The organism is Streptomyces sp. NPDC104814, from assembly GCF_055583185.1.
Genome location: NZ_JBVJOL010000016.1, coordinates 121480 through 135760 on the forward strand (window position 1 = coordinate 121480; position 14281 = coordinate 135760).

The following is a 14281-nucleotide window of genomic DNA, read 5'->3' on the forward strand; positions in this document are numbered from 1 at the left end:
GACACCGCTGATTCGGTGTCCCCCTCTTCGGCTGCTAGTCGCGGGCCGCGGTCAGGTGTTCTGCGTGTTCCTGCAGGGAGCGCACGCCCACGTCGCCGTGGTTGAGGGCGTCGATGCCCTGGACGGCCGCCGCCAGCGCCTGGACCGTCGTCAGGCAGGGCACGGAGCGTGCCACCGCCGCCGTACGGATCTCGTAGCCGTCGAGGCGGCCGCCGGTGCCGTACGGGGTGTTGACGATGAGGTCGACCTCGCCCTCGTGGATGAGCTGGACGATGGTCTTCTCGCCGTTCGGGCCCTCGCCCTCGGACTGCTTGCGCACGACCGTGGCGTTGATGCCGTTGCGCTTGAGGACCTCGGCGGTGCCGGAGGTGGCCAGCAGCTCGAAGCCGTGGGCGACCAGCTCGCGGGCCGGGAAGATCATCGAGCGCTTGTCGCGGTTGGCGACCGAGATGAACGCGCGGCCCTTGGTGGGCAGCGGGCCGTAGGCGCCGGCCTGCGACTTGGCGTACGCCGTGCCGAAGACCGAGTCGATGCCCATGACCTCGCCGGTGGAGCGCATCTCCGGGCCGAGGACGGTGTCCACGCCGCGGCCGGAGGTGTCGCGGAAGCGGCTCCACGGCATCACGGCCTCCTTGACGGAGATCGGCGCGTCCAGCGGCAGCTCGCCGCCGTCGCCGGTCTTCGGCAGCAGGCCCTCGGCGCGCAGTTCGGCGACGGTCGCGCCCAGGGAGATGCGGGCGGCGGCCTTGGCGAGCGGCACCGCGGTCGCCTTGGAGGTGAACGGCACGGTCCGGGAGGCGCGCGGGTTGGCCTCCAGGACGTAGAGGATGTCACCGGCCATCGCGAACTGGATGTTGATCAGGCCGCGCACGCCGACGCCCTTGGCGATCGCCTCGGTGGAGGCGCGCAGGCGCTTGATGTCGAAGCCGCCCAGCGTGATCGGGGGCAGGGCGCACGCCGAGTCGCCGGAGTGGATGCCGGCCTCCTCGATGTGCTCCATGACGCCGCCGAGGTAGAGCTCCTCGCCGTCGTAGAGGGCGTCGACGTCGATCTCGATCGCGTCGTCGAGGAAGCGGTCGACCAGCACGGGGCGGGTCGGGCTGATCTCGGTGGACTCGGCGATGTAGGAGGCCAGGCGGGTCTCGTCGTAGACGATCTCCATGCCGCGGCCGCCGAGCACGTAGGACGGGCGGACCAGGACCGGGTAGCCGATCTCGTCGGCGATGGCCTTGGCCTCGTCGAAGGTGGTGGCGGTGCCGTGCTTGGGGGCCGGCAGGCCCGCCTCCTTCAGCACCCGGCCGAAGGCGCCCCGGTCCTCGGCCGCGTGGATGGCCTCGGGCGGGGTGCCGACGACCGGCACGCCGTTGTCCTTCAGCGCCTGGGCCAGGCCCAGCGGGGTCTGGCCGCCGAGCTGGACGATGACGCCCGCGATCGGGCCGGCGAGGGACTCGGCGTGGACGATCTCCAGCACGTCCTCGAGCGTCAGCGGCTCGAAGTACAGGCGGTCGGAGGTGTCGTAGTCGGTGGAGACGGTCTCCGGGTTGCAGTTGACCATCACCGTCTCGTAGCCGGCGTCGCTCAGCGCGAAGGAGGCGTGGACACAGGAGTAGTCGAACTCGATGCCCTGGCCGATGCGGTTCGGGCCGGAGCCCAGGATGATCACCGCGGGCTTGTCGCGGCGCGCGACCTCGCTCTCCTCGTCGTAGGAGGAGTAGAAGTACGGCGTCTTCGCGGCGAACTCGGCGGCGCAGGTGTCGACCGTCTTGTAGACCGGGCGGATGCCGAGGGCGTGCCGCACCTCGCGGACGACGTCCTCGCGCAGGCCGCGGATCTCGGCGATCTGCTGGTCGGAGAAGCCGTGCCGCTTGGCGTCGGCGAGCAGCTCGCCGGTCAGCTCGGGGGCCTCGGCCAGCTCGTCCGCGATCTCCTTGATCAGGAAGAGCTGGTCGACGAACCACGGGTCGATCTTCGTGTAGTCGAAGATCTCCTCGGGGGTGGCGCCGGCCCGGATGGCCTGCATGACCGTGTTGATCCGGCCGTCGGTGGGGCGCACGGCCTCTTCGAGGAGGGCCGTCTTGTCGCCGGGGTCCCCCACGAAGGTGAACTGGCTGCCCTTCTTCTCCAGCGAGCGCAGCGCCTTCTGGAAGGCCTCGGGGAAGTTGCGGCCGATGGCCATGGCCTCGCCGACCGACTTCATGGTGGTGGTCAGCGTGGAGTCGGCCTGCGGGAACTTCTCGAAGGCGAACCGCGGGGCCTTGACGACGACGTAGTCGAGGGTCGGCTCGAAGGAGGCCGGGGTCTCGGCGGTGATGTCGTTCGGGATCTCGTCCAGCGTGTAGCCGACGGCCAGCTTCGCGGCGATCTTGGCGATCGGGAAGCCGGTGGCCTTGGAGGCGAGCGCCGAGGAGCGGGAGACGCGCGGGTTCATCTCGATGACGATCACGCGACCGTCCTCGGGGTTCACCGCGAACTGGATGTTGCAGCCGCCGGTGTCCACGCCGACCTCGCGGATGACCGCGATGCCGACGTCGCGCAGGATCTGGTACTCGCGGTCGGTGAGCGTCATCGCCGGGGCGACGGTGATGGAGTCACCGGTGTGCACGCCCATCGGGTCGAAGTTCTCGATGGAGCAGACGACCACGACGTTGTCGTGCTTGTCGCGCATCAGCTCCAGCTCGTACTCCTTCCAGCCGAGGATGGACTCCTCCAGGAGCACCTCGGTGGTCGGGGAGAGCGTGAGGCCCTGGCCGGCGATGCGGCGCAGCTCCTCCTCGTCGTGCGCGAAGCCGGAGCCGGCGCCGCCCATGGTGAAGGAGGGGCGCACGACCACCGGGTAGCCGCCGAGGGTCTCCACCCCCTTGAGGACGTCGTCCATGGAGTGGCAGATGACCGAGCGGGCGGACTCGCCGTGCCCGATCTTCTTGCGGACCTCCTCCACGACGTCCTTGAAAAGGTCGCGGTCCTCGCCCTTGTGGATCGCCTCGGGCTTGGCGCCGATCAGCTCGACGCCGTGCTTCTCCAGGACGCCGTTCTCGTGCAGCGAGATCGCGGTGTTCAGCGCCGTCTGGCCGCCCAGGGTGGGCAGCAGCGCGTCGGGGCGCTCCTTGGCGATGATCTTCTCGACGAACTCCGGGGTGATCGGCTCGACGTAGGTGGCGTCGGCGATCTCCGGGTCGGTCATGATCGTCGCCGGGTTGGAGTTGACGAGGATCACCCGAAGGCCTTCGGCCTTCAGCACGCGGCACGCCTGGGTGCCGGAGTAGTCGAACTCGGCGGCCTGGCCGATGACGATCGGGCCGGAGCCGATGACCAGGACGGACTGGATATCGGTGCGCTTAGGCACGCTGGCCCTCCATCAGGGAAACGAAGCGGTCGAACAGGTAGGCGGCGTCGTGCGGGCCGGCGGCCGCTTCGGGGTGGTACTGGACGGAGAAGGCCGGCTGGTCGAGCAGCTGCAGCCCCTCCACGACGTTGTCGTTCAGGCAGACGTGGGAGACCTCGGCGCGGCCGAAGGGCGTCTCGCTGACCTTGTCGAGCGGCGCGTCCACGGCGAAGCCGTGGTTGTGCGCGGTGACCTCGACCTTGCCGGTGGTGCGGTCCTGGACCGGCTGGTTGATGCCGCGGTGGCCGTACTTCAGCTTGTAGGTGCCGAAGCCGAGGGCGCGGCCGAGGATCTGGTTGCCGAAGCAGATGCCGAACAGCGGGGTCTTGCGCTCCAGCACGGCCTGCATCAGGGCGACGGGGCCGTCGGCGGTGGCGGGGTCGCCGGGGCCGTTGGAGAAGAACACACCGTCGGGGTTCACGGCGTAGACGTCGTCGGCGGTGGCGGTCGCGGGCAGGACGTGCACCTCGATGCCGCGCTCGGCCATGCGGTGCGGGGTCATGCCCTTGATGCCGAGGTCGACGGCGGCGACGGTGAACTTCTTCTCGCCGACCGCCGGGACGACGTAGGCCTCCTTGGTGGCGACCTCCTCGTACAGGCTGGCGCCCTTCATGTGGGGCTGGGCCTGCACCAGGGCGAGCAGCTCGTCGTCGGACCTCACGGCCTCGCCGGAGAAGATGCCGGCGCGCATGGAGCCGCGCTCGCGCAGGTGGCGGGTGAGGGCGCGGGTGTCGATGCCGGAGATGCCGACGATGCCCTGGTTGACCAGCTCGTCGTCCAGGGAGCGCTTGGCGCGCCAGTTGGACGGCACGCGCGCGGGGTCGCGCACGACGTAGCCGGAGACCCAGATGCGGCCCGACTCGTCGTCCTCGTCGTTCCAGCCGGTGTTGCCGATCTGCGGGGCGGTCGCGACGACGATCTGCCGGTCGTACGACGGGTCGGTGAGGGTCTCCTGGTAGCCGGTCATGCCGGTGGAGAACACGGCCTCGCCGAAGGTCTCCCCCACGGCCCCGTAGGCGCGGCCGCGGAAGATCCGGCCGTCCTCCAGGACGAGTACGGCGGGAACCTTCTCGGTTCCCCTTGTGGAGGTCGTCATCGTGCGCCTTCCGTCTTGTTGATCATGTCGTTCAGGGTGTCGACCCATTCGGTGTGCTCGGCCGCGTGGTCCGAGCGGAAGCCGGAGTCGATCAGTTTGGCGCCGTGGGCCCAGGTCACCACCAGCAGTCCGCCCTCGGTGAGGACCTTGCCGGCGATGCCCTTGTCCAGCCGGGCCCCGCGCAGCTGCGCGGCCGGGACGAAGAAGTCGCGCGCGCCGGGGCGTACGACGTCCAGTCCCGCGTCCGTCAGGGTGAGCTCGGCCCGGCTGCGGGTGCCCAGGCCGTGCGCCACGATGCGGTCGAGCCACTGTCCGGCGGTGGTGGAGCCGTGGTAGCGGCCGCTCATCGTCAGTTTCGCCTCGCCCGGCTCCGCGGGCGCGCCGGGCAGCTCGGGCAGGTCGCCCTGGAGGGTGCCGCGCCACTTCCAGCCCTCGCGCATCAGCCAGTAGACGAGCGCGACGAAGAGGAGGAGGCCGATCACCCAGCCGAGGCGGCCGGCCCAGTCGGTGACCGGTGCCGATTTCTCCGCGGCTGCGAGCAGTGGTGCAGGTGTCACGTGAGCTTCCCGTCGACGAGCGTGGCCTTGCCCCGCAGCCACGTGTGCGTCACACGGCCCGGCAGCTCGCGCCCCTCGTAGGGGGTGTTGCGGCTGCGCGAGGCGAAGCCCGCGGGGTCCACCCGGCCACGGTATTCCGTGTCGACCAGCGTGAGGTTGGCGGGCTCACCAGCCGAGACGGGACGGCCGTGTCCGGTGGCCTGTCCGATCTGCGCGGGCTTGACGGACATCCGGTCGGCGACGCCGGCCCAGTCCAGCAGGCCCGTGTCGACCATGGTCGCCTGGACCACTGACAGCGCGGTCTCCAGGCCGACCATGCCCATGGCGGCGGCGGCCCACTCGCAGTCCTTGTCCTCGTGCGGGTGCGGGGCGTGGTCCGTGGCGACGATGTCGATCGTGCCGTCGGCGAGGGCCTCGCGCAGCGCCGTCACGTCACGCTCGGTGCGCAGCGGCGGGTTGACCTTGTAGACCGGGTTGTAGGTGCGCACCAGCTCGTCGGTGAGGAGCAGGTGGTGCGGGGTCACCTCGGCGGTGACCTGGATGCCGCGGGACTTGGCCCAGCGGACGATCTCGACGCTGCCGGCGGTCGACAGGTGACAGATGTGCACCCGGGAGCCGACGTGCTCGGCGAGCAGCACGTCCCGCGCGATGACCGACTCCTCGGCGACGGCCGGCCAGCCGCCCAGGCCCAGCTCGGCGGAGACGACGCCCTCGTTCATCTGGGCGCCCTCGGTGAGCCGGGGCTCTTGCGCGTGCTGGGCGACGACACCGCCGAAGGCCTTCACGTACTCCAGCGCACGGCGCATGATCACCGCGTCGTCGACGCACTTGCCGTCGTCGGAGAAGACGGTGACGCCGGCCGCTGACTCGTGCATGGCGCCCAGCTCGGCGAGCTTCTTGCCCTCCAGGCCGACGGTGACGGCGCCGATGGGCTGCACGTCGCAGTAGCCGTGCTCCTTGCCGAGCCGCCAGACCTGCTCGACCACGCCGGCGGTGTCGGCGACGGGGAAGGTGTTGGCCATGGCGAACACGGAGGTGTAGCCGCCGCTCGCCGCCGCGCGGGTGCCGGTGAGGACGGTCTCGGAGTCCTCGCGGCCGGGCTCGCGCAGATGGGTGTGCAGGTCGACCAGGCCGGGGAGCAGCACCTTGCCGGCCGCCTCGACGACCTCGGCGCCCTCGTCCGAGAGTCCCGCGCCGACGGCCGCGATGACCTCGCCGTCGATCAGGACGTCCTGCGGCTCGCCGCCGAGCACCTTCGCACCACGGATCAGGATCTTGCTCATGGTCTTACTTCTCCTCGGTACGGGTGTGGGTGACGGCGGGCTCGTTGCCGCCCAGCAGCAGGTAGAGGACGGCCATGCGGATGGAGACGCCATTGGCGACCTGCTCGATCGCGGTGCAGCGGCCGGAGTCGGCGACCTCGGCGGTGATCTCCATGCCGCGCACCATCGGGCCGGGGTGCATCACGATGGCGTGCTCGGGCAGCTTGGCCATGCGGTCGCCGTCGAGGCCGTAGCGGCGGGAGTACTCGCGCTCGGTGGGGAAGAAGGCGGCGTTCATCCGCTCGCGCTGGACACGCAGCATCATCACCGCGTCGCACTTGGGCAGCGTCGAGTCGAGGTCGTAGGAGACCTCGCAGGGCCAGGTCTCGATGCCGACCGGCAGCAGGGTGGGCGGGGCGACGAGGGTGACCTCGGCGCCGAGGGTGTGCAGCAGGTCGACGTTGGAGCGGGCGACCCGGCTGTGCAGGATGTCGCCGACGATGGTGATGCGCTTGCCGGCGAGGTCCTGGCCGAGCCCGGCGTCCCGGCCGACCAGGCGGCGGCGCATGGTGAAGGCGTCCAGCAGGGCCTGGGTGGGGTGCTGGTGGGTGCCGTCGCCGGCGTTGATCACGGCGGCGTCGATCCAGCCGGAGTTGGCGAGGCGGTAGGGGGCACCGGAGGCGCCGTGCCGGATGACGACGGCGTCGACGCCCATCGCCTCCAGGGTCTGGGCGGTGTCCTTCAGGGACTCGCCCTTGGACACGCTCGAGCCCTTGGCGGTGAAGTTGATGACGTCCGCGGACAAGCGCTTCTCGGCGGCCTCGAAGGAGATCCGGGTGCGGGTGGAGTCCTCGAAGAAGAGGTTGACGATCGTGCGGCCGCGCAGGGTCGGCAGCTTCTTGATCGGCCGGTCGGCGACCCGGGCCATCTCCTCGGCGGTGTCGAGGATCAGGACGGCGTCGTCGCGGGTGAGGTCGGCGGCCGAGATGAGATGACGCTGCATCTGTCAGGCTCCGTAAGGCAGTTCAATTCGGGAGGATGTGCGCACTTCGGTGCGTGTGCGGGCATGCCGAAGCCGCCCGGCGCGCGAGGTGCTACTGGTCGGCCGTCACACCGAGCAGCACGGTGTCGCGACCGTCCTCCTCGGCGAGCAGGACCTTGACCGTCTCCCGCAACGACGTGGGGAGGTTCTTGCCGACGTAGTCGGCGCGGATCGGCAGTTCCCGGTGGCCGCGGTCGACGAGGACCGCGAGCTGCACCGCGCGGGGGCGCCCGATGTCGTTCAGGGCGTCGAGGGCGGCGCGGATGGTGCGGCCGGAGAACAGCACGTCGTCCACGAGCACGACCAGCTTGCCGTCGATGCCGTCACCGGGGATCTCGGTGCGGGCCAGCGCACGCGGCGGGTGCATGCGCAGGTCGTCGCGGTACATGGTGATGTCCAGCGAGCCGACCGGCACCTTGCGCTCGGTGATCTGCTCGAGCTTGGCGGCGAGCCGCTGGGCCAGGAAGACGCCCCGGGTGGGAATGCCGAGGAGCACCACGTCGTCGGCGCCCTTGGCGCGCTCGACGATCTCGTGGGCGATGCGGGTCAGTACCCGCGCGATGTCGGGGCCTTCGAGAACGGGCCTCGCATCGGACGCTTGCGTGTCCATACGAAAAGGACCTCCTTCTCCGCCTCACGGGACGGACCTTAAAGGACGTCGGGTTTGCGCCATCCACGGTAGCAGGCCGCGACGGCCCCTCGCCCACACCCCCCTGCCACCCGCGCCGTCCGGTACGGGACGTCCCGCCGGAGGGTCCGCGACGCGCCGGGGAGTAACCCGCTCGGCCCTGCTCCGTCACCCGCTCGGCCCAACCGGATGCCACTACCACGGAAGAGTCGGTGTGGACCATTCGGCTTGACGCAGGAGAATCACGCTGCGTAACCTCACAGTGAGTTACCAGCCGCGCGGCATGGACGAAGCCAGTCGCGTCGACACAGTGCCGGGGAGCTATATGTCCAGCGAATACGCCAAACAGCTCGGGGCCAAGCTCCGGGCCATCCGCACCCAGCAGGGCCTTTCCCTCCACGGTGTCGAGGAGAAGAGCCAGGGACGCTGGAAGGCGGTCGTGGTCGGTTCGTACGAGCGCGGCGACCGTGCCGTGACCGTTCAGCGCCTCGCCGAGCTGGCGGACTTCTACGGCGTTCCGGTGCAGGAGCTGCTCCCGGGCACGACCCCCGGCGGCGCCGCCGAGCCCCCGCCGAAGCTGGTCCTGGACCTGGAGCGCCTGGCCCACGTCCCGGTGGAGAAGGCGGGCCCGCTGCAGCGCTACGCGGCCACCATCCAGTCGCAGCGCGGTGACTACAACGGCAAGGTGCTCTCCATCCGCCAGGACGACCTGCGCACACTCGCCGTCATCTACGACCAGTCCCCCTCGGTCCTCACCGAGCAGCTGATCAGCTGGGGTGTGCTGGACGCGGACGCGCGGCGCGCGGTCGCCCACGAGGAGGGCTGAGCGCCCCGGGCGCCCTCAGCAGAAACGTCTCTACCAGGGGCGGAGCCGTGTGGCTCCGCCCCTGGTGCGTTCTTCCGGCCGCGGCCGGCCCGTGGGCCGACCGCGGCCGGTCTGTGAGCCGCCGGGGGCCCGGACGTCGTCGAGGTCCTGCCCGCCCCCGTGACGAGTCCCTGAAGGGCCTGTACGGCGTCGCCGGCTGGCGGCAGCAACGGTGGGAGGCGTGGCACAGCCACGGCCAGGCGCTGCCCCCCCCCCGGCGATCCGCCGCCCCCCGGAACACACGGGGGCGAGATCAAGCGGGCAGCGGGCAGGCAGTGAACGCCGAGGGCCCGCGGAGTGATCCGCGGGCCCTCGGACATGGCACGGAAAGGGGGCGTCAGGCCTGGTCCCTGCGCAGGGACGGCTTGAGCTCCTTCAGCCGGCCGAGCAGGCCGTTGACGAACGACGGCGACTCGTCGGTGGAGAACTCCTTCGCCAGCTGCACCATCTCGTCCAGGACGACGGCGTCCGGGGTCTCGTCCACCCAGATCAGCTCGTAGGCGCCGAGACGGAGGATGTTGCGGTCGACGACCGGCATCCGGTCCAGCGTCCAGCCCACCGCGTACTGCGCGATCAGCTCGTCGATGCGCTTCGCGTGCTCGGCGTAGCCCTCGACCAGCTGCATCGTGTACTCGCTCACCGGCGGCTGCCGGGTGTCGGAGCGGGACAGCCGGACCCAGTCCGCGAGGACCGTCAGGACATCGGCGTCGCGCTGGTCGCCCTCGAAGAGGATCTGGAAGGCGCGCTTGCGGGCCGTGTTGCGGGCAGCCACGGTTAGCTGTTCACCCGGCCGAGGTAGTCGCTGGTGCGGGTGTCGACCTTGATCTTCTCACCGGTGGTGATGAAGAGCGGAACCTGGATCTGGTGGCCGGTCTCCAGGGTGGCGGGCTTGGTGCCACCGGTGGAGCGGTCGCCCTGGACGCCCGGCTCGGTCTCCTGCACGACCAGCTCGACGGCGGCCGGCAGCTCGACGAAGAGCACCTCGCCCTCGTGCTGCGCGACGGTGGCCGTGAAGCCCTCGATCAGGAAGTTGGCGGCGTCGCCGACGGCCTTGCGGTCGACCATCAGCTGGTCGTAGGTCTCCATGTCCATGAAGACGAAGTACTCGCCGTCCATGTAGGAGAACTGCATGTCGCGCTTGTCGACGGTGGCCGTCTCGACCTTGACGCCGGCGTTGAAGGTCTTGTCGACGACCTTCCCGGACAGCACGTTCTTGAGCTTGGTGCGCACGAAGGCCGGGCCCTTGCCGGGCTTGACGTGCTGGAACTCGACGACGGACCAGAGCTGGCCGCCTTCGAGCTTGAGCACCATGCCGTTCTTGAGGTCGTTCGTGGAAGCCACGGTTGCGGAATCTCCTGGACTGACGTGGACGACCCCGGGGCACGCACCGAGCGGCGCCGGGGAAGGTCGCGTGGACTTCCCCGGGGTCGCTAGAGGGCGAGCAGCTCCTTGGTCGTGATGGTGAGTAGCTCGGGTCCGCCGTCCGCCTCGGGGCGGACGACGAGCGTGTCATCGATCCGGACACCGCCCCGGCCCGGGAGGTGGACCCCCGGTTCGACGGTGACCGGCACGCAAGCGTCCAGTTTACCCATGGCCGAGGGGGCCAACTGAGGGTCCTCGTCGATTTCGAGTCCGACACCGTGCCCGGTGAGCGGCAGAAGGCGCTCGGAGTGGCCCGCCGAGTCCAGGACCTGGCGCGCCGCGCGGTCCACGTCACGGTACGCGGTGCCCGGTGTCAGGCTCTCACGGCCGGCCCGCTGCGCGGCGAAGACCAGGTCGTACAGCTCGATCTGCCAGTCCGCCGGGGAGGTGCCGATGACGAACGTGCGGCCGATCTCGCAGCGGTAGCCGCGGTAGGTCGCGCCCAGGCAGACGGAGAGGAAGTCGCCCTCCTCCACGCGGCGGTCGGTGGGCCGGTGGCCGCGCCGCCCCGCGTGCGGGCCGGTGGCCACGGACGTGGCGAAGGCGGGCCCGTCGGCGCCGTGGTCGACCAGGCGGCGCTCCAGTTCGAGGGCGAGGTGCCGTTCGGTACGGCCGACGAGGATGGACTCCAGGAGTTCGCCCAGGGCCTGGTCGGCGATCTCCGCGCCGATGCGCAGGCAGGAGATCTCCTCCTCGTCCTTGACCACCCTGAGCTGCTCCACCGCGCCGCCCAGGTCGCTCAGGCGCAGCCGGGGCGCCACCGAGCGGATGGCCCGGTGCCGGGCGACGGTGAGGTGGTGTTCCTCCAGGGCGAGGGCGTCCAGACCCGCGGCCTGCGCCAGGCCCGCCGCCGCGACGGCCGCGTCGCCGCCGGTGCCGGACAGGGTGTGGACGCGCACGGCCTCGTCGGGGCGGCCCTCGGTGGGCCGGTCCTCGAGCGGGCTCACGCACACCAGCACGTCGTCGTCCCTGCTCAGCAGCAGTGCGGCGCCGTGCGGGGACGCGCCCGCCAGGTAACGGATGTTGGCGGGACGGGTGACCAGGGCGGAGGGGCTGCCGCCCACACTGCAGCGTTCCCTCAGCCTGGCTCGGCGGGTCGCGTACACCTCTGACATGACACGAGCGTAGGAGCGGTGGCCGGATTGTGCCGGTTGGGAGGGGCCGAAGGGGGTGCCACCGACGGGGCTGCTCGTTTGTCCGGGTGTGCGGCCGTTGTCCTGTCGGGGTGCGGGTGCGCAGCCGTCACCACTGCGGCGGGCTGGCTATCGCCCTCGCCAGGACGTCGTCGAGGAGCTTCGCCGTCTCCGGGACGTCCAGCTGGGAGTTGTCGATGATCGGCAGGCCCGAGCCGTACCAGCCGGCCATCCGGCCGTGGATGCGGGCGACCTCCTCGTCCGTGAGGCGGCGGTTGCCGCTGCGTTCGGCGTTGCGCTCCAGCACGATGTCGAGTCCCGGCAGCAGGACGACCGGCAGCAGGCCGGGGCCGACATGTCGTTTCCAGCCACCGAGGCCGACGACCGGGCGGTCGGGGAAGACGGCGTCGTCGAGGATGCAGGAGATGCCGTTGGCGAGGAAGTTGCGCGCGGCGAAGCCGCAGGTGCGGCGGGCGAGGCGGTACTGCGCCTCCGAGTGGTCGTTCCACCCCGACTGGGGGTCGGCGAAACCGGAGCGCACCCACTCGCGTACGTCGTCGAGGCTGATGTGGGCCGTGGGCACCCCGCGGTGGTCGGCCCAGTAGCGGGCGACGCTGGTCTTGCCGGCGCCGGCCGGGCCGATGAGCAGGACGGCGAGGGTGGTGGTCGCCGGGTCGGGGGTGACCGGTGCGGGCGGGGCCGTGGGCACACCGACCGGGCCGCCCGGGGGCAGCGCGACATGGCCGGTGGTGTCGGGGGGCCGGGGCGCGGAGGGGTGCGGCGGCATCGGCTGGGGCGGTGCCGCGGGGTGCGGCGGATGCGGGCCGGAGGGCGGCCCCGCGGTGAAGCCCGGGGGCGGCGGGGGCACCGGGCCGGAGCCCTGCGGTACGGGGGCCGGCCCGTGGGGGGCGACCGGGTGGTGTGCGGCCGGTGACCAGCCGACGGCCGGTCCGTGCCCCGGCTGGTGGGGCGGCGGCAGCGGAGAACCCACTGCATGCTGCATCCGGTGCCACTCCGTCTCGTACAGAAGGTTGACGCTGGCCGGCGGGGGCGAACCCCGCCCTACCGAACGGTACCGCCCCCGGCCGCTGATTGGTGAACGGCCGGGGGCGGTGTGAAGTGCCCGCTGTGCGTGCGGAATCGGGCGGAAGGGATCCGGCGGGAGTTACTCGCCCACTTCCCCGTACGCGGCGAGCAGCACCGCCGGGTCCGGGCCCTCCAGGACGGTCGGCTTGGCCAGGCCGTCCAGGACGATGAAGCGCAGCAGGTCACCGCGGGACTTCTTGTCGACCTTCATCGTCTCCAGCAGCTTGGGCCACTGGTCGTAGCGGTAGTGCAGGGGCAGCCCGACCGCTTCGAGGACCGTGCGGTGGCGGTCGGCCGTGGCGTCGTCCAACCGGCCGGCCAGCCGCCCGAGTTCGGCGGCGAAGTGCATGCCGACCGCGACGGCCGCGCCGTGCCGCCACTTGTACCGCTCGTTCTTCTCGATGGCGTGGCCGAGGGTGTGGCCGTAGTTGAGGATCTCCCGCAGGCCCGACTCCTTCAGGTCGCTGGAGACGACCTCCGCCTTCACCCGGATCGAACGCTCGATCAGCTCGGCCGTGTGCGGGCCCGCAGGGGTGCGCGCGGCCTCGGGGTCGGACTCGATGAGCTCCAGGATGACCGGGTCGGCGATGAAGCCGGCCTTGATGATCTCGGCCAGGCCGGAGACGTAGTCGTTGACCGGGAGGGAGTCCAGCGCGGCCAGGTCGCACAGGACGCCGGCCGGCGGGTGGAAGGCGCCCACCAGGTTCTTGCCCTCGGCGGTGTTGATGCCGGTCTTGCCGCCGACGGCCGCGTCCACCATCGCCAGGACGGTCGTGGGGACGGCGATCCAGCGCACACCGCGCAGCCAGGTCGCGGCGACGAAACCGGCGAGGTCGGTGGTGGCGCCGCCGCCGACGCCGACGATGACGTCGGTACGGGTGAACCCGGACTGGCCGAGCGCCTTCCAGCAGTAGGCGGCGACCTCGGCGGTCTTGGCCTCCTCGGCGTTCGGCACCTGGATCGCGACGGCCTCGTAGCCCTGCTCGGCCAGGTCGGCGCGCAGTGCGTCGCCGGTCTCGGCGAGCGCCTCGGGGTGGATCACGGCGACCCGCTTGGCCCTGGTGCCGATCAGCCCGCCGAGGTCACCGAGCAGCTGACGGCCCACCAGGACGTCGTACGGCTCGGTGCCGGCCGTCCCGCCGACGTGGATCCGCGTGACCGACTCGCTCATGCTTTCTTCAACTCCACTGCGTCCAGGGCGGCTTGGGTGACCTCTTCGGGGGTGCGCCCGTCGGTCGGCACGACCGCGGTGGCGACCTCCTCGTACAGGTGCCGGCGGGCCTCCATCAGCTCGCGCCACTGCTTGCGCGGGTTGACCGCGAGCAGCGGACGCGCGGCGTTGAGGCCGGTGCGCTTGACGGCCTCCTCGACGTCCATCGACAGGTAGACCACCTCATGGCCGGCCAGGAGCGCGCGGGTGCCGGCGTCGAGGACGGCGCCGCCGCCGAGCGCGAGGACACCCTCGTGCTCGGCGAGAGCGCGCTGCACCGCCTGCTTCTCCAGGGCGCGGAAGGCGCTCTCGCCGTCCTCGACGAAGATGTCGGCGATGGTGCGGCCCTGCCCGGTGACGATGTCGTCGTCGGTGTCCCGGTATCCCACGCCCAGGCGCTCTGCCAGCAGCCGCCCGACCGTGGACTTGCCCACGCCCATCGGGCCGACCAGGACCAGCAGCGGGCCGCTCATCGGATGTGGAGGTTGTCGAGGTACGAGCGCACGTTGCGGCGGGTCTCGGCCACGCTGTCGCCGCCGAACTTCTCCGCCACCGCGTCCGCGAGGACGAGCGCCACCATCGCCTCGGCGACGATCCC

At 71.2% G+C, this 14281-nt stretch carries 13 protein-coding genes and 1 pseudogene; 1 reads left to right on the plus strand and 13 read right to left on the minus strand.

The window, feature by feature from the left end:
* Positions 1-34 precede the first annotated feature (34 nt).
* From carB to pyrR, 6 genes are all read right to left on the minus strand, one after another.
* Positions 35-3343, minus strand: coding sequence for a carbamoyl-phosphate synthase large subunit (carB, locus tag ACZ64A_RS35265; protein ID WP_469816019.1), 3309 nt, complete (start codon positions 3341-3343; stop codon positions 35-37).
* Complete coding sequence (carA, locus tag ACZ64A_RS35270; protein WP_469816020.1) at positions 3336-4478, minus strand: glutamine-hydrolyzing carbamoyl-phosphate synthase small subunit; 1143 nt, start codon at positions 4476-4478, stop codon at positions 3336-3338. The genes carB and carA overlap by 8 nt, the downstream gene beginning before the upstream one ends.
* The gene (locus tag ACZ64A_RS35275; RefSeq protein ID WP_469816021.1) at positions 4475-5035 is read right to left on the minus strand and encodes a PH-like domain-containing protein; all 561 of its coding nucleotides are present in this window, start codon (positions 5033-5035) and stop codon (positions 4475-4477) included. Before ACZ64A_RS35275 ends, carA begins: the two co-directional genes overlap by 4 nt.
* Complete coding sequence (locus ACZ64A_RS35280; RefSeq protein WP_469816022.1) at positions 5032-6318, minus strand: dihydroorotase; 1287 nt, start codon at positions 6316-6318, stop codon at positions 5032-5034. The genes ACZ64A_RS35275 and ACZ64A_RS35280 overlap by 4 nt, the downstream gene beginning before the upstream one ends.
* A gap of 4 nt (positions 6319-6322) precedes the next feature.
* Positions 6323-7300: an aspartate carbamoyltransferase catalytic subunit gene (locus ACZ64A_RS35285; RefSeq protein ID WP_469816023.1), complete on the minus strand. Its 978-nt coding sequence runs from the start codon at positions 7298-7300 to the stop codon at positions 6323-6325.
* Between the two features lie 91 nt (positions 7301-7391).
* Positions 7392-7949, minus strand: a complete 558-nt coding sequence (gene pyrR / locus ACZ64A_RS35290) for a bifunctional pyr operon transcriptional regulator/uracil phosphoribosyltransferase PyrR (protein WP_363265048.1) — start codon at positions 7947-7949, stop codon at positions 7392-7394.
* Positions 7950-8292: 343 nt separating this feature from the next.
* Between pyrR and bldD the strand changes: the two genes are divergently transcribed.
* The gene (gene bldD, locus ACZ64A_RS35295; protein WP_187750771.1) at positions 8293-8793 is read left to right on the plus strand and encodes a transcriptional regulator BldD; all 501 of its coding nucleotides are present in this window, start codon (positions 8293-8295) and stop codon (positions 8791-8793) included.
* Between the two features lie 376 nt (positions 8794-9169).
* Here bldD and nusB read toward each other — a convergent pair whose 3' ends face one another.
* The 7 genes and pseudogenes from nusB to ACZ64A_RS35330 form a co-directional block, all read right to left on the minus strand.
* The gene (nusB, locus tag ACZ64A_RS35300; protein ID WP_361635074.1) at positions 9170-9604 is read right to left on the minus strand and encodes a transcription antitermination factor NusB; all 435 of its coding nucleotides are present in this window, start codon (positions 9602-9604) and stop codon (positions 9170-9172) included.
* 2 nt (positions 9605-9606) lie between these two features.
* Positions 9607-10173, minus strand: a complete 567-nt coding sequence (gene efp / locus ACZ64A_RS35305) for an elongation factor P (protein WP_031486831.1) — start codon at positions 10171-10173, stop codon at positions 9607-9609.
* An 89-nt stretch (positions 10174-10262) separates the two neighbouring features.
* Positions 10263-11369 carry an aminopeptidase P family protein gene (locus ACZ64A_RS35310; RefSeq protein ID WP_469816024.1) on the minus strand — a complete coding sequence of 369 codons (1107 nt, stop codon included), beginning with the start codon at positions 11367-11369 and terminating at the stop codon, positions 10263-10265.
* A 127-nt stretch (positions 11370-11496) separates the two neighbouring features.
* Positions 11497-12390 carry a Pro-rich N-terminal domain-containing protein gene (locus tag ACZ64A_RS35315; protein WP_469816025.1) on the minus strand — a complete coding sequence of 298 codons (894 nt, stop codon included), beginning with the start codon at positions 12388-12390 and terminating at the stop codon, positions 11497-11499.
* A gap of 162 nt (positions 12391-12552) precedes the next feature.
* Positions 12553-13644: a 3-dehydroquinate synthase gene (aroB, locus tag ACZ64A_RS35320; protein ID WP_469816026.1), complete on the minus strand. Its 1092-nt coding sequence runs from the start codon at positions 13642-13644 to the stop codon at positions 12553-12555.
* The gene (locus ACZ64A_RS35325; RefSeq protein WP_469816027.1) at positions 13641-14156 is read right to left on the minus strand and encodes a shikimate kinase; all 516 of its coding nucleotides are present in this window, start codon (positions 14154-14156) and stop codon (positions 13641-13643) included. Before ACZ64A_RS35325 ends, aroB begins: the two co-directional genes overlap by 4 nt.
* A pseudogene (locus tag ACZ64A_RS35330) lies at positions 14153-14281 on the minus strand (chorismate synthase); the annotation flags it as partial. The gene ACZ64A_RS35325 and the pseudogene ACZ64A_RS35330, both read right to left, overlap by 4 nt.

What these genes read in the sequence shown, in the direction of transcription:
- ACZ64A_RS35315 (WP_469816025.1), bottom strand. Translation starts at nt 12,390, where the DNA reads ATGCAGCATGCAGTGGGTTCTCCGCTGCCGCCGCCCCACCAGCCGGGG.
- ACZ64A_RS35285 (WP_469816023.1), bottom strand. Translation starts at nt 7,300, where the DNA reads ATGCAGCGTCATCTCATCTCGGCCGCCGACCTCACCCGCGACGACGCC.
- pyrR (WP_363265048.1), bottom strand. Translation starts at nt 7,949, where the DNA reads ATGGACACGCAAGCGTCCGATGCGAGGCCCGTTCTCGAAGGCCCCGAC.
- ACZ64A_RS35325 (WP_469816027.1), bottom strand. Translation starts at nt 14,156, where the DNA reads ATGAGCGGCCCGCTGCTGGTCCTGGTCGGCCCGATGGGCGTGGGCAAG.
- aroB (WP_469816026.1), bottom strand. Translation starts at nt 13,644, where the DNA reads ATGAGCGAGTCGGTCACGCGGATCCACGTCGGCGGGACGGCCGGCACC.
- ACZ64A_RS35280 (WP_469816022.1), bottom strand. Translation starts at nt 6,318, where the DNA reads ATGAGCAAGATCCTGATCCGTGGTGCGAAGGTGCTCGGCGGCGAGCCG.
- carA (WP_469816020.1), bottom strand. Translation starts at nt 4,478, where the DNA reads ATGACGACCTCCACAAGGGGAACCGAGAAGGTTCCCGCCGTACTCGTC.
- ACZ64A_RS35310 (WP_469816024.1), bottom strand. Translation starts at nt 11,369, where the DNA reads ATGTCAGAGGTGTACGCGACCCGCCGAGCCAGGCTGAGGGAACGCTGC.
- bldD (WP_187750771.1), top strand. Translation starts at nt 8,293, where the DNA reads ATGTCCAGCGAATACGCCAAACAGCTCGGGGCCAAGCTCCGGGCCATC.